Source organism: Photobacterium sp. AWH4_225 (genome assembly GCF_056158405.1).
The window spans coordinates 810283-828305 of the sequence record NZ_JBSWTF010000004.1 but is presented as its reverse complement, the minus strand read 5'-3'; the positions used below and the strand labels follow the sequence as shown (position 1 = coordinate 828305).

Sequence of the window (18023 nt, the reverse complement as noted above, 5' to 3'; positions counted from 1 at the left end):
TCACGTTGTTAACCACCTTTTGCCGGCATTCAATGCCGGCTTTTTTGTTTTATATCTCTAAACCCATATTTTTGTGATGATGTGTTCAGTTAAAAAAAGAATATCTAATTCTGATGTTTATTATTACTTTATTTGTTAAGTGTTTTTAAACTTTAATATGAAGTCATTGGGTATAAATAACATTTGAGGGGATAATAAAAAATCCCAGCTTAATAGCTGGGATTCTTATTAGAAAAGTGCAGAGTGAACCTTAATAAGTGTTGCGTAAGTGATATATGCGTAGCTTTTCTGCTATCTCATAAGCAGAGACAGTACCATGGTAACGAACTTGCTTAGGGGCGCTGGTAATCGCTGAAGGGAGCAACGTAAAGCTGGAATCATCAAAGCGGCCTGGGCCATCGAATTCGAGGTGAACAAATAAGGCGGGGATGTGGCTATCTAGCTCAACGTAGATCCCCTTGCTATCTGTTTTTACCTGCCATTTGACTGTCGTTGGCTGGAGGTTAGCATGCTTAAACAAGGCCGGGTAATAGCTATTTTCGACCAGGGTATCACCACAGTGTAGCTGCACATGTAAGAACGAGTCTTTACTTTCAAGTGCCTTTGCATCATCTGTCGGATACTGCCAGACGCAACTCGCTTCATCCGCTTCAAGCGTTGTGCTAATAGGCCATTGAGCGACTACCTCACCGTTCCATTGTATCTGGCGAACATGCCCTTCTAACGTACAGCTGTGATGCTGGTCATTGACCAGATGAAGTCCAAGTTCATCAGCATCTTTGATAAAGGTGGCGAGCTGTGGGGCAAAGAAACGCTTGGCGTGGTAGTGAAGTTGCTTCCAGCGGCCCGTGTATTCAATGCTTGACCATGAGCTTACCGGCCAGCAGTCATTAAGTTGCCAGTATAGGATGCCGCGACAGTGTGCTTTGTGGGCTCGCCAATATTCACTGGCCGTTTTGATGGCCAATGCCTGCTGGACTTGGCTAAGGTAGAGCATGTTGTCAAAACTGTTCGGGAAGCGGAAGTAGCGGGTGAACATCTCAGTAATAATACTGTTGCCGCGGCCATTCTTCTGATGCTGCTCGAAAGTGGGAGAAGTTACATTCCAGTCACTTTCGTCGGCGTAGGTTTTGACAGTGGGTAATGATGGCCAGGACTGGAAGCCAAACTCCGAGCAGAATCGTGGTTTTACGCTGTGGTAGGCATCGAAAGACTTGCCAGAGTGCCAAACATCCCAAAAATGCATGTCACCGCAATTATCGTCATGCCAAGCATCACCAAAGTCGAGTTCACCGTTACACGGGGAGCTTGCCCAGAAGCGTCGAGTAGGATCTTCGGTCATGACCACATCGGCCAGAACACGGTTTAAGCGGTCATAGTTGACGACATATTTCTCACGGTTGGCTTTCGATTCGGAATACCAGCCAATAGCCCCGATAACTTCATTGTCGCCGCACCATAAGGCGAGTGATGGGTGATCGGCAAGACGGCGTACCTGATCGCGTACTTCGGCCTCGACATCATTTAAGAATTCAGGGGTTGACGGGTAAAGGGCACAGGCGAACATCAGATCTTGCCAAACCAGCAGGCCCAACTCGTCGCAAAGATCATAAAAGACATCGTGCTCATACATGCCGCCACCCCAGACACGGATCATGTTCATATTCGCCGCCGTTGCATCTTCCAGTAGCTGGCGGTAACGCTGTGGGGTATGGGCTGAGGGTAATGCATCAAGTGGGATCCAGTTCGCTCCTTTCGCCATGATAGCTTTCCCGTTGACCTTGAAGGTCATGGCACTGCCTATGCTGTCCTTCGCTGTATCAAGTTCGAGTTCTCGCAACCCGATTCGCTTGTTGATGCTATGGTTGTTGAGTTGAACCCTGAGTGGGTATAGCGTTTGCTCTCCGTATCCTGCTGGCCACCAACGCTGTGGCTTACTTAGGGTGATCGTATAACAGGCCTGCTGTGGGCCCAATACATCGGTTGGCAGTTGAATCAGGTGCTCTTGCTGATCGAAGTTGATAACGAGTTGCTGCGGTTTATCCGACAGCGACGTTATATCGTAATCAACCGAAATGTTGAGGTCACAGCTGCCATCGAGGTGCCAGTGTTGGCTGGTGCGTACCTGGGTTAAGCGGGTTTGATGAACAGGTAACAAAATAATCGATTTGTAGATGCCACTTGCCAATAGGCAGATCCCCCAATCCCACCCAGCGTGGCACTGGGTTTTGCGTAGGGTGTTCATATGCGGAACTTTGTTGTTACCAACCGCCCATGGTACTGGGAAGGGCAGTTTTTCAGCGCGCTTGTTGGCTTCTAAATCATTACGGTTTAATTTGATTTCGATTTGGTTTTCGCCGTCAACAAGGTACGGTAAAACGTCCACTCGATAGCGGCGGAACATATTACTGCATTGCAGGACGGGGTGATCATTGATGGATATGTCTGCCATGGTATCGACAAACTCTAAACAGAGGTCGACAGCCTGAGCGTCTAACGTTGATCTATCAAGGTAAACTGTCCGGCGCAGTACCCAGTCACTCTCTCCTACCCATTGCACGTCATTTTCATTGCAACCAAGGTAGGGAGGGGGAAGCTGCTTCGCTGTGATCAGTGCTGAATGTATATCCCCTGGCAATGGACAGGCGATATTGATATGTGGGTGTTGTGGTGATGTGAGTTGCCATTCACCGTCGAGTAATAATGTCGACACCATGAACTCCTGACATGATTTTGAGTAAATATACCTATCATTATATTTATCATGAAAAAAACAGGGGAGAGGATATATATATAAAATACTAGACATATGTAGCATAACTTTATTTTTGTGAATTATCGTTATCATTACCTCCCTGTATATCCGCTTAATTCTAATTTCTAAAAACATGGATTAGATCATGTTTTTAAATTAGCTGTTCATTTGTGCTGTATTTGATAGGAATGTCATGTGTTAAGAATGATTTCAAATTTGTATATTCATCCTGCAAAAAATATCCAGACGGAATAAATCTCCTGCTAGATATCGATTGGCCGCTATGTATAGCTCGATATTTAGTCTTTGGTGTTTAGTGATTAAATGCCAGTAAACAACGATTACAGCAGGCATGAATTGCACTTGATTTCTATTTAACGAAAAACAAAATAAAGGAATGAACATGTTTAGTAAACAGCATATTGCTATTTCTGCAATAGCAGTTTTGGCGTCTTTTTCAATATATGCAAATGATGAAAATGATGCTATCGAGCTTTATGGTCAGGTGGCTATATCAGCTTTTAGTTTTGCCGAAGACGGCAAAGATACGGTGAACCGCATTGAAAATGAATCGCGTATTGGTTTCCGTGGTACGAAAGATATGGAACGTGCGCCAACGTTAGTTTGGCAAATCGAAGGAAATAATGTTGGTTGGAGTGATAACGAAGGCGATGGCCAGCTTGGTTTACGTGATACATATGCAGGCTTTCGTGATGATAGCTGGGGGCTGATCAAGTTCGGCCGGTTTGATACTCCACTCTACCGTATCATTGACTGGCCTTACTCAAATCCCGGGCTCGGAAATGTGTTCGACTGGGGATCGGATATTGATGGTGGGGCTAACTATAGCCGCCAATCGGACCAGATCAGCTGGGACAGCCCAAACTGGGCAGGATTTACCATGACGTTGGCTGCAGGGCGAGGCAATAACCCAGAAGATTCAGACAGTAACTTTTATGGCGCGGCAGCCCACTATCTTACCGGCCCACTTTTGCTGCATGCTGGGTATGAATATGGCACGGGACGGGTGATTGAAATTGAAGATGCGGCCAGTGACTCGACACTCTCTGCGACCTCGGATTATATGACCTATTTGGCAGGTTTTGAGCTGAATTTCGATAACGGTATTGGCTTTTTTGGTGCCTACAAAGTGATGTCGGCTGAATACTCAAACTATGATAACGCTGGCGCTGGATCAGGCACGATAGAAAACCTGATAGGAGATAAACAAGATCAGACATCTTATTCTGTAGGGGCTTTGTATAACGTAGGTTATTGGCAGTTTAAGATTGGCTATGCCGCTAACAGCGATTTGGAAATTGACAGTAAGAAAGTGGATGGTACTGCGGACAATGTTATATCTGGTCAGACGATCTACTTCATTGATAACAATGCGTTAATTTACCTTCGCTTGAAGGCGATGGAAATTGATGAGTCTGATATCACCGAAGCAAGACTTGGGGTTGAATACTACTTCTAACGACCACCTCGCCGTTTGGCTTTGAGGCTGAACAGAATCCCCCGGGAAGCACATTTCCTGTCCAACTAATGTGCTTCCCACCCTCCGACTGTAAATCTTTTCACTTATTATGCAATAACATGTGTTTGATGCTGTTGTTATGAAATTCTTTTCGTTATAAATTGCTGATAGTGCTTTGTTGAACCATCAAAGCTGTATTGCATGGAAGAGAAGATGAACAAAGATTTCCAACTGCTTTTTGAGTATGCCCGAATTAAATTCACCAGTACTGATAATAAAATTGCCGATTATTTTCTTGCTCGTAAGCCGGTGAAAAACATTGAAGAGTTGGCAGAAGAGATTGGGGTGTCAACAGCGTCGATTACGCGGTTTTGTAAAAAGGTTGGTCTGAATAACTTCAAGGAGTTTTTGTTTCTCTACCAGCAACAACTTGAGCAAGAGCAGCCACAGCATGTTGAGCCGAGCAGTTTGCATCATGATTATGTCGATGTGTTAAAAGCGTTTGATAAACGATTGAATGCAGAGCAGGTTGCCCAGTTTAGTAAGGCAATTCATGATCATGATGTAATCCATGTGTTTGGCTCTGGCTACAGTGCACTTGCGGGTGCGGACCTAAAGTTTCGTTTTACCCGCTTAGGTAAATTTGTAGAAGTGGTACAAGATAGCGACTCAATGCAAATGGTGAGCTCCATCCTCACTCCTGGTGCTTTGGTGATCTTGCTGACGCTAAAAGGGCAAAATGATCGAATGATCCGTTATTCGCAGGAGATGAAAGCTCGGGGGATCAAAGTACTTTGTGTGACAGCCAATGAGAAGTCAAAGCTGTTGCCAATAGCGGATGCATCGATATTGACAGCGTCGCTCAATGGTGAAGAATCGACCGGAATGATTTCTGGCCAGATGCCTATTCTAATGGCAATAGATCATATCTACTTTCGCTACGTTTCTGACTATCGGGATTCGATCCAAAACTGGGTTGTGACAGAGCAGCCTTTCATGAATGAATAGCCTCGCCTCTGAGCTTGAGTTTTAATTTATAGCAAGGCGCTGAATAAGTAAGCGGTTGGTCTTTTCAGGGGTTTACAGCAAGGCTCAAGCCCATTACTATACGCCGCACTTACGGAGAGATGGCTGAGTGGTTGAAAGCACCGGTCTTGAAAACCGGCATACGTTTGTAGCGTATCTAGGGTTCAAATCCCTATCTCTCCGCCACATTCTGAAAAAGCCGCTGAGAAATCAGCGGCTTTTTTGTGCGCGCAATGTTCCGAGTAAGGTATTTGAATCAAATCCGCCATACCCAGAGCACTCCGCCACATTCTGAAGAAGCCCAGCAGAAATGTTGGGCTTTTTTGCATCTGGAATCTAGGGTTCAAATCCTCTAATACCTAGAGCGCTCCGCTACAATGATTTCCTATTGATAGATATTACCTATTGAAACGATAAGTATAAACCGCGTGACCTATTTTCATAAGTTGGCATAATGAACTCATCAACAGGGAGCAACGAAGAAAATGCTCCGGTTACAACAAAGATTTATTAATATTTAGGGAATCCATTATGTTTGAATCAAAAGAAGGTCAATCAGTACCACAGGTTACTTTCCACACTCGCCAAGGTGATCAGTGGGTAGACGTCACTACCGAAGAACTATTCGCAAATAAAACGGTTATCGTTTTTTCACTGCCGGGTGCATTCACCCCGACTTGTTCTTCTAGCCACCTTCCTCGCTACAACGAGCTGGCATCGGTATTTGCCGAGCACGGTGTTGATGACATCCTGTGTGTTTCTGTCAACGATACGTTCGTGATGAATGCATGGAAAGCAGATCAAGAAGCTGAAAACATCACGTTTATCCCAGATGGAAACGGTGAGTTCTCGAAAGGTATGGGCATGCTAGTTGCTAAAAACGACCTAGGTTTCGGTGACCGTTCATGGCGTTACAGCATGTTGGTTAAGAACGGTGTTGTAGTGAAAATGTTCATCGAAAACGACGAGCCGGGCGACCCGTTCAAGGTTTCTGATGCCGACACTATGCTGGCTTATGTTGCTCCAGAGCACAAGCTACAACAATCAATCACGGTATTTACCAAGCCTGGTTGCCCATTCTGCGCTAAAGCGAAGCAGAACCTGATCGACAACGGCCTGAATTATGAAGAAGTGGTTCTTGGCAAAGACGCAACAACTGTTAGCCTACGTGCAATTTCTGGCCGTAGCACAGTACCTCAGGTATTCATTGGTGGTCAGCACATTGGTGGCAGCGAAGAGCTTGAAGCTTTCCTAGCTAAGTAATCGATAAATAAATCGTTAATTGAAAAAGCCAAGTAGGGTTTTCCCTGCTTGGCTTTTTTATTCTGTAATCAATTGAATCGATCAGCGGCGTTGACGGCCACCACGAGATGAACGCTCTTTGTGAGCTGATGCTGCTTTGGCTTGTGACTTCAATATCGACTCCACCGTCAGCTCCATCGGCTCTTTGGGCTTAAGGCCATGCGGGAAGGTGCGAGCACGTGGGGGTAGATTGTATTCCTCTGCAGATGCTCGTGGCATGCGCTTGAAACGGTATAGGTAGAAGTTTTCAAGCTTCTCTCGCGCCCAGTTTGTTTTCTTTAGATACTTCACACTGCTCGCAATAGAAGGGTTAGTATGGAAGCAGTTGATACGCATTGCAGTATCTAGGATCTCCCAACCATAGTGGTCCACCAACTCTTGCAGCAAAGTTTCTAACTTAAGACCGTGTAATGGGTTGTTTTGCTGTAATTCAATTCTTTCTTCATCCGTCATCATAACGATTTCCTAAGTATCTAACTTAGCCAAGGTTGGCTGGGCTATGTGGTATGGGCTCGGGATTCTAGCAGAGTAAACCTCTCTTCCCTAAATATATCGACTAATGTGCCTCTAAATGAGACGCTGTCTTTCGACAATGAAACACAAGGATCTGAGAATGTGCTGATAAATGTCACTGAGCCTTGCTCTCGAAAGGAAGTAATTGGAAAGGTATAGCATAGGTTGTTTGGCGAGACTGACAAGGAGGTTAGATTGAATACTATATGTCGATTAGCGACAGTGGCAGATGCTGAAGGGATCAACCAAGTTTCAAAGTATCTCGGCTATTCTGGGATTTCAGATGATGAAGTAAGTGACAAACTGCATCAAATGTGCAATTCCACATCTGATAAAGTTTATGTTTGTGAGGTGGGGGGACTTGTTGTCGGTTGGCTACATTTGTTTTATGCCCGCCGGCTAGCGTCTGAAGATTTTTTCGAAATAGGCGGGCTTGTTGTTAACCCTGATTTCCGTGGTAATGGCATTGGCCGCGCTTTAGTAGATTATGCAGTAGCAACAAACAAGGGAAAGCTAAGAGTTCGCTGTAATGAGAGAAGGCTAGAGTCTCATCTATTTTATGAGGCTGTCGGATTTGAGGGTAAAAAGTGTCAGCGTGTATTTGAGATCGGCTCGTAGCACTCATTGATGGTATTTAGGGTAAAAAGGAGACAGGTCCAGGATGAGCGAAAAAGTAAGAAATGCGCTGGTGTGGCTGAAGGATATCCTTGATTCACAACAGGTGCAGTACCAGATAGTAGGCGGCTTAGCTGCAACTATTCATGGTGGTAGCCGTGAGGTAGCTGATATTGATCTATACATCCAAAGAGCAGATGCCGACAAAATCCTACCGCTAGTGAGTAGCTATATCTCTAAGCCTCTAGCTCATTATGTTGAAGGCTCATGGGATTTGGAATATTTTCAATTGAGTTATCATGAGCAGAAAATTGAAATTGGCTTATCTCCCGGCACCAAAATAAAAGCAGCAGGCAGTGGTAGCTGGGTTGAACTCAACACTGATTTCTCCCAGTCTGTTGTAGGCAGTTATATGGGCGTAGAAGTGCCTACGATCCCTGCTAGCGATTTGATACGTTACAAGCGGGTGTTGGGTAGAGAGGTCGATCTCATTGATATCGATGAGCTTAGTGGTCAATTATCGTCAAAAGCCATCTGAGTAAAATCTAGCTTCTGCAAGCCCGTTAATACCGAAAAGATATTACAAGGAAGAGGAGTTGAGGCAGTGTTTGGAATAGAAAATATTTGGCTTTTTGTGTTATCTGGCATTGTTCTAAACATGCTCCCTGGACCTGATTCTGTGCTTATTGCAGGGCGCGCGGCAAGCCAAGGCTTTAGGGCGGGCTCAGCTGCTGCGCTGGGTATCGGTAGCGGGATATTTGTCCACATTGTCGCAGCGTCGCTGGGCTTGTCGGCAATTTTATCCACGTCGGCAACAGCTTTTACCGTTGTGAAAATTATCGGTGGTCTATACCTGCTTTATATGGCCTTTTGCATGTTCAAAGACAGTAGTTTGCAGGCTGAATCGACGTTTAATGAGTCGGCATCTGCAGTATCGAAAAAGAGCCCACTGCTGAGTATCTATACCCAGGGGCTGATCACTAATGTGTTCAATCCCAAAGTGGCGCTGTTTTTCCTTTCATTTATGCCACAATTTATTTCAAGCTCCAGCGACAACAAGGCCCTCGCCTTTATGGTGCTCGGGCTGATTTTCAATTTTACTGGAATGATTTGGTGTCACTTTATCGCTTGGGTGTCGGCAACAATGAGCCGGAAGCTGTCTGCAAGCCAATCTGTCCGAAAGTGGTTTAGTCGGCTTGCAGCAAGCCTGTTTGGTGTTTTCGGCGTGAAGTTGCTGGTTTCCACGCAGAGTTAACTTCTTATTACTCCAGAGCACCAGCTTCTCTCTGAGAGAGTGGTGCTCTGTAGCCTTCGTATTAAAAAGCTCTATCTAATGCAATTTTAATCGTGCATTTTTGAAAGTACTTCTTCAAACAGTACCTGCATCAGTTTCTGACCGTGTTCGCTACTCCAGTCTTGGGCCAGTTCGGCAATCAGCTGGTTGGTGGTTGTGAGGGTTACCCCGTTTGACTCCATTCGGCGTAACGCCGTTTCATCGGCAATGGTACTTGGTGAGCCAGAACCATCGACAACGACCTGGACATTGTAGCCCTGCAATACCGCAGTAATAGCTGGGTAAACGACACAGACATCGGTGGTGATCCCGGCAATGATCAGGTTTTGTTTCCCCGTGGCTCTGACCGCATCGGCAAATTTCGCATCTTTCATTGCATCAACAATCCCTGCCCGCTGGATACGTTGCTCAAAGGCTTCCGGTACTGCTTGTTGTAGCTCTTCAAACAGTGGACCCTGAACCTGATCTTCCATGCTTGAAGTTAACACCAACGGCATGCCTGTCTCTTGTGCTGAACGGGCTAAGGCAACGGTGTGCCGTTTAACCTCTTCTAAGTCAGCAGATTTTACCCAGCCCATGGTGCCCACCTGATGGTCAATTAATAGCATGGCTGAGTTTTCTGGAGTGAATGTAGTGTGATTCATGGTTACCTCTCTTTGGCCTAGCAGTCGCTATTATCGGCCCGTTTGTGAATGTTGTTTGCTGGAATAGGTTCATTCTAGGCAGGTAACCATTGTTTGATTAGATGGTATTATTAAGAGTGTTTATCCCGAAAATGTTAGTAATTTATGATTGATCTCAACGAAGTGAATGTGTTCATTAAAGTGGTTGAAGCGGGCAGCTTTGTCGGTGCGGGTAATGCGCTAGGTATGCCGTCGACAACGGTCAGCCGTAAAGTACAGCAACTAGAGGAGAGTTTGGGTGTTCGGCTATTGCACCGGAGCACTCGTAGGCTGTCTCTAACCGATCAAGGGAAAGTGTATTTTGAGCATTGCCAGCAACACTTGCTTGGCATTGAACAAGCGAACCTATTGGTGACTCAACTGCAGAAAGAACCGAAAGGCACCTTGAGGATCACCTCTCCGCTCGATTTCGCTTCCCTTTATGCACAGCCTTGGATCAATGAATTTCTCGAAAAGTACCCTGAGATCAACATTGAGCTGAAAGTGACGGATCATCAGCTTGATTTGATTGATGACAGAATTGATATCGCCTTTCGCTCCGGCGTACTAAAGGATTCTGATTTGGTAGCCCGTCAGTTAACGGCCAAGCATAATGTGTGCTGTGCAAGCCCGAGTTATCTAGCTCAGTATGGCGCTCCAAATAGTCCAAGGGAGTTAACGGCACATCAATGTATTTTGTGGGGAGATAGGCTGCAAAATCACAGCTGGCAGTTTAAAGATGGGGATGAAAAGATAGATGTTCCGGTGACAGGCCGTTTTGCTTCGGATACCAACCATTTGTTACTCGAAGCCGCTGCAGCAGGGCTAGGTATTGCTCGAGCACCACTGCCACTGGTTGAACCGTATTTCGAAAGTGGGGCACTTAAGCGAGTCTTGGAGGACTATGATATGCCTGCCGGCAACATGCATATCATTTATCAATCCCATAAGTACCTCACCCAGAACATCCGCCTGTTCGTCGATCATGTCATTGATAAAGTAAGTGAAGAAAATCGATAGAAAAAAGCCCAAGATGACATCATCCTCGGGCTGAACTGGAATGAGCTATAGCTAGGGCTTAAGTCGCCATTGATAGCTTATGCAGCCGGCTCGATTTATATGCCAGTCCAAAGCCGCACAGTAAAATCAATCCACCAATGCCAAGGAAGATTGCGGCATCTCGCCACGTATCGGTAGAAACCGCAATCAAGCTGACAAGTATGCCCAGTACAGACAAGGCACGGCCCATAAACATCCCGTTGGTATGATCAATCGGGCTTTGCTCCTCAATACTCATTGGTGTGTCCAAGCGGCGGCGGATCTCACTGGTATCTTTCTTCGCTCTCGATAGCCAAGGCGTCAGCATGAAGAAACCACCGGTAAAGATGACATGGGAGATAAAGGTAGCGGCAATCTTAAGATCAACTTGCTCACGCGCTGTTAAGGTGTAGTCGAACAGAGCGGCAAACCATTCGGCATTAAAGCCAAAATGGACGATGAAGGAAACAACAAGGCCAACCAATATCGTTGCCCAGCCAGACCAACCCGGGGTTCGTAGGTTTAACAGCGCCAAGAAAGACGGGATTGATAGTGGCATTTGAATCATGGCGGTGAATAGCATCATGATATCGAACAGGCTGTATCCTTCAAGCCGAGAGAAGAACAGTGCCACGGCGCAAGCCATTACTCCGGTTAATAGCGTCGCCCATTTTCCCAGTAGCATTTGTTGTCGGTCTGTCCCTTTAGGGTTGATCAGAGACAGGTAGATATTGTTTACCACGATACCCGCATTACGGTTCAGTGCCGTTGTCATTGGTGAAACGGTCGCTGCTAACATGGCAACCATGACCAGACCGAGTAGGCCGCTAGGCATATAGTGGTCGATGTAATAGAGGTAGGCGGCATTATCAGCACCGGCTCCCAGATTTGGATAGCTGTCGATCAGATTAATATCGAGCGAGGCGACAAACCAAGGAGGCGAGAACCATAGCAGCGGGGCAAACAAGAACAATACGCCAGCCAGAGTGGCTGCTCGGGTAGCTTCTTTTTCGTTACTGGTGATAAGGAACCGGTAGCTGCTAAGAGCATTGTTGGTATTGAGGGTTTGGCTCAATAGCATTGCACCTATCCACAATACGAAGATCTGCCAGATAGCAATGCCTTCACCCATGATGGTATGGGATAAGGATTCGACAGGTAACACTGCTACTTCACTTGCTGCTGTAAAGCCAACAATCATGGTAATGCTAATGAGCAGGACAAGTTGAATGACATTCGTTGCCGAGACTGTCCAGACTCCCCCTGAGATAGCGATGAAGGTGACCAGCAAACTAATGCCGATGATGGTCATATCGATGCTGATCCCAAACGTTGCAGATAAGAATGCTCCAAGTCCGTTAAGCCAAATGCCCGCCCCAATTAGTGTGATAGGAAAGCTCAGCCAGGTAAATGTCTGCTCAGACGCTTTGTTAAACCTTAGCTTTATTACATCCATCGCTGTATCGACACGTAAGCGGCGATAACGCTTGGCAAAGTAAAGCGCCGAAATAAAGAAACCGAGCGCATTACCCCAGAAAACAAACATCACACTGAGCCCGTCGGCATACGCTTTTGCCGCCGCCCCGGTAAAAGTCCAGGCTGAAAACTGAGTCATGAAAGCCGTCGCGCCTGCCATCCACCATGTCATGGCTCCGCCGCCGCTGATAAATCCGCTGGCATTGGTCGCTTTATGGCGAAAAGCCTGAGTCACTTTGATGATGAACACAAAGTATAGGGCGAGCATGGCCCAGTCGAGGTACGTCACTGTAGTTACCTGTAGAAGACAGAAGTGAATATGTGAAACAGTATTTTAATTTTTTAAGAATTGTAATTCAAATTGCAATTGTAAAAGCATGCTTCGGACTAAGAGCGCCACGTATTGGTTACAGATCTTCTGGCTTAGCAGAAGCATAAGTTAATAGATCTTCGAAATGTTTTTATAGGTTGGGGAGAGCCATACTAAAGAAGATGATAAATATTCTTCTCTTTTATGCCTCAGTAATCTTTTGTATAGGCTGCCTATAGTGAAATTAAATAGTGAGATTACATTCACATAATCCGATTTCATGGCTACACCGATGCGGATAAATTGCTATTCTTCTCGAAAATTGTATAAACGTTTCGAATGGCGATTGTAACAACAGTATCCCAGAGGTCTTTCAATGTCAGCTCACTCTCTTATCGAGACTTTTCAGTCTTTAAACCGCTACCTTCAGTCTCAGGTTATTGGTCAGCCACAGCTGGTCAAACAGTTGCTGATTTCTCTATTGGCTGATGGCCATATTTTGGTAGAAGGTCCGCCGGGATTGGCAAAAACGCGAGCGGTAAAAGTGCTAGCTGATTGTATTGAAGGCAGTTTCCAGCGTATGCAGTTTACCCCCGATCTCTTGCCTGCAGATTTGACCGGTACCGATATTTATCGCCCAGAGACCGGGACTTTCGATTTTCAGGAAGGGCCTATTTTCCATTCGCTGGTGCTTGCTGATGAAATCAACCGGGCACCGGCTAAGGTGCAGTCGGCGATGCTGGAAGCGATGGCCGAAAAGCAGATCACCGTGGGCAAGAAAACGTATGAACTGCCTGATTTGTTCCTCGTAATGGCAACACAAAACCCGATCGAACAAGAGGGGACCTATCCGTTGCCAGAGGCGCAATTGGATCGCTTCTTATTACAGCTTCAAGTCGAATATCCAGATAGCGACAGCGAGTTGGCGATTCTACGTCTCAATCGCGGGGAGGCGCTAGGCGTGAAAAGTGAGGAAGCCGTGAATATCTCGCAGCAGGATATCTTTACTGCCCGCCAACAGGTGTTGGAACTGTATATGGCCGAGGAAATTGAGCAGTACATCATCCGCTTGGTCATGGCGACACGAACACCTGAACGATACGACGATCAGTTAGCGGGTTGGTTACAGATGGGCGTGAGCCCACGTGCGACGTTAGCCTTGGACCGTTGTGCCCGTGCCCATGCGTGGTTAGCAGGACGAGATTTTGTTACGCCGGATGATGTAATGACAATGGCTTATCCTGTACTTCGCCACCGACTGCTGCTTAGTTATGAAGCTCAGGCTGAAGGTATCAATAACGATTTCATCATCAAGCAGTTATTGACTTGGGTAACGAGCGCATGATCCTACCTGCCCATAGTGATGGTATTCATTTGTCGCTTGCGGAGCTGTTGCATTACCAAAAGCAGTCAGTCCGCTGGCTACCTCCTGCCCGCAGCATCTGGTCCTATCTCAGTGGCCAGCATGACAGTGCCGGTAAAGGGCGGGGCATGGACTTTGCCGAGGTACGTCCATATCAAAAGGGGGATGACATTCGGTCAATCGATTGGCGTATTACAGCCCGAACGGGTAAGCCCCATACCAAGTTATATACCGAAGAAAGAGAGTGCCCGGTGATGCTTGCGGTTGATTTATCCTCGACCATGCAATACGGCACTCGGTTGTTGTACAAGTCGGTTCAAGCGGCGCATATCGCCAGTTTGATTTGCTGGCTAACGGTGGCGCAAAAAGATCGGGTTGGCGCGGTTGTCATTGGTGGTAAGCAGGTAATTGATTGTCCGCCGACAGCCCGCCAGCAAGGGCCGCTACAGATCATGAATGCGATTAAACGTGTTCATGACAAAAGCTTAAAGGTGGCTCAAGAGCAGCATCAAGAGTCATTTTTATTGGCAATGAACCAGTTACACCGTCTCTGCCCGAAAGGCAGCGAACTTATTGTCATCAGTGATTTCAATCAGCTATCAGCCTGTACTGAAAAGCGATTGAAGCAACTGTCCCAGCACAATAAGTTGAGGTTGCTTCATGTTTTTGACCCCATTGAAAAGGGCGAAACCGCATTTCGGGGCCGCTATTGGCTTGGCGATCATCAACGGTCACTGCCGATAAGCTTCGGTCGCAAGTCCACCCTGCAGTCTTTGCAAAATGATTTTGAGCGTCATCAGCAGCGTTTGGCAACACTCTCAAATCAACTCCAATCACCTGTTTACCATGTCTCTGCTGGCAAACCTTTGATCGACCAGCTTGGAGGGTTACGTGGATAATGCACTGAATCTTGCTCCTTTGGATCTACCCGCAGAGCCTAGCTGGTGGCCATTGCCAGCATCAACTTTGATGTTACTTGGTGGCTTTGCTTTAGCTGTACTGCTCTGGCTTGGTTATCGTTACTACCAAGGTAGGCTCAAACGAAAAGCTTTGGGTCTTCTTTCGCAGTTGGAGGGCCAACCCGATCTGCCAGCACTTGATAGTTTGCTGCGCCGTATTGCTCTGACCTATTTTCCGCGTAATCAAGTAGCTGGGCTATCTGGCGAAACATGGTTGGCTTGGCTCGATGAACAGTTGAATAAAAAAAGTGATGAACAGCTCGATAGCTCGACATTTATGCATTTGAAAGACAGCTGGCTATCCGGTCTGTATGGCAATAAGCCACTGGAACAAGATCAATGGCTGGCGTGTATCGCAGCCAGCCGTCATTGGATTTTGCACTTCAAGACGGAGGGTAAATGCTAGCGTTTGATTATCTCGCCGTAGTGCTAATGCTTCCACTGCCATGGGTTGTCCGTCGTTTTTCCCGCGAAGTTGAGCCTATATCCGTGTTGAGGCTCGGCCGCCTTCCCAATGATCTCGATGACAATATTCATAACAGCAGAGTGCCAATGTTACTGAGTATTGCCGCTTGGCTGTTTTTGCTCTCGGCCTTGGCCCGCCCCGTTTGGCTCGGTGAGCCAATAAGTGTTCCGATGGAGCACCGAGACGTGATGCTGGTAGTTGATCTGTCGGGCTCGATGGATATTGAAGACATGAATGGAGGGGGAGACGAAGCCATAAGCAGAATGACGGCGATGAAAAGCGTCCTTGTAGATTTTGTTCGTCGGCGCGAAGGGGACAGGCTAGGGTTGGTGTTATTTGCCGATCACGGTTATCTCCATACCCCACTAACACTGGATATCCGCAACCTGGAGCAACAAATCGAACAGTTAACGTTGGGATTAGTGGGCTATATGACCGCAATAGGTGAAGGTGTTGCCATTGCCACTAAGACTTTCATCGATAGTGAAGCTCCACAGCGGGTCATGATCCTATTAAGTGACGGTAGTAATACCATTGGCGCGGTAGAGCCAATGGCAGCGGCGGAGCTCGCCAAGGATAGCAATGTCACCATTTACAGTATCGGCCTAGGGGCCGAATCCATGATGGTCGAAAATGCCTTTGGTGAGCTGCATGAAACCAACCCGTCCTGGGATCTGGATGAATCCTTGCTCACGGACATCGCCGAACTGACAGGAGGTCAATACTTCAGAGCTCGTAATCAAGATGAGCTTGCAGAAGTGTATTCACTTATTGATGGTTTGGAGCCGATCTCCGATACCGAACAAACCTGGCAGCCTCGCGATGATCTTTACTCTTATCCTTTGTTTGTTTCTTTGCTGCTGATGGTAATGCTGGCGATCTACCGGAGGCGTTATGGTTAATTTCTTCTCACCGCTGTGGCTGTTGGGGCTTATCTTGGCACCGGCTTTTCTGTGGTTGAAATACCATCGACAGCAGCAGGGTTTGATCGCACCGCACCTTCAACAAGAACATTTTTATGCTCGAAACCGTTTCAGCTGTTGGGTCACCCTTGCCTGGGTTATTGCGATGGTTGCCATGGCAGGGCCGCATTGGCGAGAGCAGGACAGGCCTCATTCTGAGTTGGAGCGGGCTCGGGTGATAGTGATGGACATGTCGCAGGCTATGTATGGCCAAGATATCGCACCAAGCCGGTTTCAGCAGGCCTTTTACAAAGTGACCGACCTGATCAACTTGGTGGATGAGGGGTATACCGGCGTGGTGGCCTATTCGAATGCGGGGTACACCATCAGCCCACTGACTCATGACAACAACACGGTACTGACCCAGATTGAACACTTGTCACCGGATGTGATGCCGTCCACTGGCAAGAATGCCGCGACGGGGGTAGCAGAAGCCATTGCATTACTGGAGCAAACCCAGTTCGGCTATGGCGATATTTTGTTGGTGACTTCAGGGATCAGCGAAAAGGAAAAGACGGACATCGCTGCACTAATGGCTGATACGCCTTACTCACTATCTACCTATGCGATCAGTACTACCCAAGGGGCACCAGTGGTTGATAAGAATGGTAATCCACGTCTTGGCAGTGATGGCCACCCCGTTAAATCCCATCTGGTACCAGAGCGACTGAGCGCGCTATCGGCACAAACTAGCGGTATTTCGGTGACTTATCAGCACTCCCAGCAAGATATTGAGCAGCTTCATTCATTCCTGGCAAAAATGCGCAGTATCGAAGAGTTGAGCGAGCTGTCGGATGGTTTATCGAGCCAGTTTATTAACGATGGCTATTGGTTGTTATGGCCTTTGGCTGGTTTGTTGCTGTTAGCGTTCAGGCGTGGGGTACTTTGGTCGTTTGGCTTTGTGCTGTTGCTGCCTACGTCTCCCTCGGAGGCAAGTGATATCAGCCAGCTATGGAGCAATGCGGATCGGCAGGGCTATCAACAGTACCAGCAAAACAATTACCAAGAAGCCGCTAGCTTGTTTGTTGATCCAGCTTGGCAGGGCACTGCCTTGTATGAAGCGGGGGATTACCAAGGTGCAATAGAAGCTTTCTCTAAAGTGACGGATAGTAGCAGTGATTACAACCTAGGAAATGCGCTGGCCAAGGCAGGACGCTTGGAAGAGGCGCTGGTCAAATATCGTGAAGTGATAGAAAGCAATCCTGGGCATCAGGGGGCCATATTTAATCTCAGTTTGGTCGAAGGGGCGCTGCAGGCGCTTGACAACCAAGACCGCGAGACTCAAGAGCAAAGTGGTGAGGCTGGGGATGATGGCAATTCCGATGAGGAGGAAAGCGGTGAAAGCGATGGTGACGAGGAGCGTGATGATACAGGCTCTGATGACAATAGTGGTGGCGAGGACAACCTAGAATCGGATCCCGACACGGAGAATGTTCCTGAGCAGCAAGGCGAAAGCGACAGCACTGGCAGCAGCGATTCACAGGGTAACCAGTCAGAAAACCCGCAGTTTTCGCCTGACAGTGGTGGTGATTTCCACCCTCCGCAGCAACAGTCTGGCGAGTCCGGTGAGTATGATGCCGATGAGTTTACAGCAGGTGCGAGCGATATCGATTTTGGCACGCCTACCGAAGAGGATATAGAGGCGATTCGCCATCAATTGAGTGAACTTGGCGAAATTAATCCAGTATTGAACCGTCTCACTCAAATTCAAGATGACCGCACCTTGCTGTTGAGAAACCTACTGCTATTGCAGGCTGAGCTGAAAGATCCTGCCGAACAAACCGAGATTGAGTGGTAACCGA

Annotated in this window: 16 protein-coding genes and 1 tRNA gene; 13 read left to right on the top strand and 4 right to left on the bottom strand. The window is 47.1% G+C overall.

Going from position 1 to position 18023, the window contains the following annotated elements:
• Window positions 1-250: 250 nt before the first annotated feature.
• On the bottom strand, window positions 251-2713 hold the full coding sequence (locus ACXAD4_RS21015) for a beta-mannosidase (protein WP_475243895.1): 2463 nt from the start codon (window positions 2711-2713) through the stop codon (window positions 251-253).
• 445 nt (window positions 2714-3158) lie between these two features.
• Between ACXAD4_RS21015 and ACXAD4_RS21010 the strand changes: the two genes are divergently transcribed.
• From ACXAD4_RS21010 to ACXAD4_RS20995, 4 genes are all read left to right on the top strand, one after another.
• The gene (locus tag ACXAD4_RS21010; protein ID WP_475243894.1) at window positions 3159-4235 is read left to right on the top strand and encodes a porin; all 1077 of its coding nucleotides are present in this window, start codon (window positions 3159-3161) and stop codon (window positions 4233-4235) included.
• 213 nt (window positions 4236-4448) lie between these two features.
• Window positions 4449-5243, top strand: a complete 795-nt coding sequence (locus ACXAD4_RS21005) for a MurR/RpiR family transcriptional regulator (protein ID WP_475243893.1) — start codon at window positions 4449-4451, stop codon at window positions 5241-5243.
• A gap of 113 nt (window positions 5244-5356) precedes the next feature.
• Window positions 5357-5447, top strand: a tRNA-Ser gene (locus tag ACXAD4_RS21000).
• Window positions 5448-5792: 345 nt separating this feature from the next.
• Entirely contained in the window at window positions 5793-6524 is a 732-nt protein-coding gene (locus ACXAD4_RS20995; protein ID WP_475243892.1) for a glutathione peroxidase, read from the top strand.
• An 81-nt stretch (window positions 6525-6605) separates the two neighbouring features.
• Here the strand turns inward: ACXAD4_RS20995 and ACXAD4_RS20990 are convergent, their stop codons facing one another.
• Window positions 6606-7019 (bottom strand): VF530 family protein, encoded by a 414-nt coding sequence (locus ACXAD4_RS20990; RefSeq protein ID WP_475243890.1) that lies wholly within the window; start codon window positions 7017-7019, stop codon window positions 6606-6608.
• A gap of 252 nt (window positions 7020-7271) precedes the next feature.
• Between ACXAD4_RS20990 and ACXAD4_RS20985 the strand changes: the two genes are divergently transcribed.
• The 3 genes from ACXAD4_RS20985 to ACXAD4_RS20975 all read left to right on the top strand — a co-directional run bounded on the left by ACXAD4_RS20985 (window position 7272) and on the right by ACXAD4_RS20975 (window position 8946).
• Window positions 7272-7694 (top strand): GNAT family N-acetyltransferase, encoded by a 423-nt coding sequence (locus ACXAD4_RS20985; protein WP_475243889.1) that lies wholly within the window; start codon window positions 7272-7274, stop codon window positions 7692-7694.
• Window positions 7695-7737: 43 nt separating this feature from the next.
• Complete coding sequence (locus ACXAD4_RS20980) at window positions 7738-8229, top strand: MazG-related protein (protein WP_475243888.1); 492 nt, start codon at window positions 7738-7740, stop codon at window positions 8227-8229.
• A 66-nt stretch (window positions 8230-8295) separates the two neighbouring features.
• The gene (locus ACXAD4_RS20975) at window positions 8296-8946 is read left to right on the top strand and encodes a LysE family translocator (protein ID WP_475243886.1); all 651 of its coding nucleotides are present in this window, start codon (window positions 8296-8298) and stop codon (window positions 8944-8946) included.
• Window positions 8947-9032: 86 nt separating this feature from the next.
• Here the strand turns inward: ACXAD4_RS20975 and ACXAD4_RS20970 are convergent, their stop codons facing one another.
• A complete protein-coding gene (locus tag ACXAD4_RS20970; RefSeq protein WP_475243885.1) occupies window positions 9033-9629 on the bottom strand; it encodes an isochorismatase family protein in 597 nt (198 codons plus the stop codon).
• A gap of 144 nt (window positions 9630-9773) precedes the next feature.
• Here ACXAD4_RS20970 and ACXAD4_RS20965 point away from each other — a divergent pair, with 144 nt between their 5' ends.
• Window positions 9774-10667, top strand: coding sequence for a LysR family transcriptional regulator (locus tag ACXAD4_RS20965; RefSeq protein ID WP_475243884.1), 894 nt, complete (start codon window positions 9774-9776; stop codon window positions 10665-10667).
• 58 nt (window positions 10668-10725) lie between these two features.
• Here ACXAD4_RS20965 and ACXAD4_RS20960 read toward each other — a convergent pair whose 3' ends face one another.
• Window positions 10726-12450, bottom strand: coding sequence for a sodium:solute symporter family transporter (locus ACXAD4_RS20960; protein ID WP_475243882.1), 1725 nt, complete (start codon window positions 12448-12450; stop codon window positions 10726-10728).
• A 397-nt stretch (window positions 12451-12847) separates the two neighbouring features.
• On the opposite strand from ACXAD4_RS20960, the gene ACXAD4_RS20955 reads away from it, so the two are divergent.
• The 5 genes from ACXAD4_RS20955 to ACXAD4_RS20935 are packed head-to-tail and all read left to right on the top strand — an operon-like array spanning window position 12848 to window position 18019.
• Window positions 12848-13816, top strand: coding sequence for an AAA family ATPase (locus tag ACXAD4_RS20955; protein WP_475243880.1), 969 nt, complete (start codon window positions 12848-12850; stop codon window positions 13814-13816).
• Window positions 13813-14733 carry a DUF58 domain-containing protein gene (locus tag ACXAD4_RS20950; RefSeq protein WP_475243878.1) on the top strand — a complete coding sequence of 307 codons (921 nt, stop codon included), beginning with the start codon at window positions 13813-13815 and terminating at the stop codon, window positions 14731-14733. Before ACXAD4_RS20955 ends, ACXAD4_RS20950 begins: the two co-directional genes overlap by 4 nt.
• Complete coding sequence (locus tag ACXAD4_RS20945) at window positions 14726-15199, top strand: DUF4381 domain-containing protein (RefSeq protein ID WP_475243877.1); 474 nt, start codon at window positions 14726-14728, stop codon at window positions 15197-15199. Before ACXAD4_RS20950 ends, ACXAD4_RS20945 begins: the two co-directional genes overlap by 8 nt.
• Window positions 15193-16161 carry a VWA domain-containing protein gene (locus ACXAD4_RS20940; protein WP_475243875.1) on the top strand — a complete coding sequence of 323 codons (969 nt, stop codon included), beginning with the start codon at window positions 15193-15195 and terminating at the stop codon, window positions 16159-16161. Before ACXAD4_RS20945 ends, ACXAD4_RS20940 begins: the two co-directional genes overlap by 7 nt.
• Window positions 16154-18019 (top strand): VWA domain-containing protein, encoded by a 1866-nt coding sequence (locus ACXAD4_RS20935; RefSeq protein ID WP_475243874.1) that lies wholly within the window; start codon window positions 16154-16156, stop codon window positions 18017-18019. Before ACXAD4_RS20940 ends, ACXAD4_RS20935 begins: the two co-directional genes overlap by 8 nt.
• Window positions 18020-18023 lie beyond the last annotated feature (4 nt).

What these genes read in the sequence shown, in the direction of transcription:
- ACXAD4_RS20940 (WP_475243875.1), top strand. Translation starts at nt 15,193, where the DNA reads ATGCTAGCGTTTGATTATCTCGCCGTAGTGCTAATGCTTCCACTGCCA.
- ACXAD4_RS20980 (WP_475243888.1), top strand. Translation starts at nt 7,738, where the DNA reads ATGAGCGAAAAAGTAAGAAATGCGCTGGTGTGGCTGAAGGATATCCTT.
- ACXAD4_RS21010 (WP_475243894.1), top strand. Translation starts at nt 3,159, where the DNA reads ATGTTTAGTAAACAGCATATTGCTATTTCTGCAATAGCAGTTTTGGCG.
- ACXAD4_RS21005 (WP_475243893.1), top strand. Translation starts at nt 4,449, where the DNA reads ATGAACAAAGATTTCCAACTGCTTTTTGAGTATGCCCGAATTAAATTC.
- ACXAD4_RS20950 (WP_475243878.1), top strand. Translation starts at nt 13,813, where the DNA reads ATGATCCTACCTGCCCATAGTGATGGTATTCATTTGTCGCTTGCGGAG.
- ACXAD4_RS20970 (WP_475243885.1), bottom strand. Translation starts at nt 9,629, where the DNA reads ATGAATCACACTACATTCACTCCAGAAAACTCAGCCATGCTATTAATT.
- ACXAD4_RS20990 (WP_475243890.1), bottom strand. Translation starts at nt 7,019, where the DNA reads ATGATGACGGATGAAGAAAGAATTGAATTACAGCAAAACAACCCATTA.
- ACXAD4_RS20995 (WP_475243892.1), top strand. Translation starts at nt 5,793, where the DNA reads ATGTTTGAATCAAAAGAAGGTCAATCAGTACCACAGGTTACTTTCCAC.
- ACXAD4_RS20935 (WP_475243874.1), top strand. Translation starts at nt 16,154, where the DNA reads ATGGTTAATTTCTTCTCACCGCTGTGGCTGTTGGGGCTTATCTTGGCA.
- ACXAD4_RS20965 (WP_475243884.1), top strand. Translation starts at nt 9,774, where the DNA reads ATGATTGATCTCAACGAAGTGAATGTGTTCATTAAAGTGGTTGAAGCG.
- ACXAD4_RS20955 (WP_475243880.1), top strand. Translation starts at nt 12,848, where the DNA reads ATGTCAGCTCACTCTCTTATCGAGACTTTTCAGTCTTTAAACCGCTAC.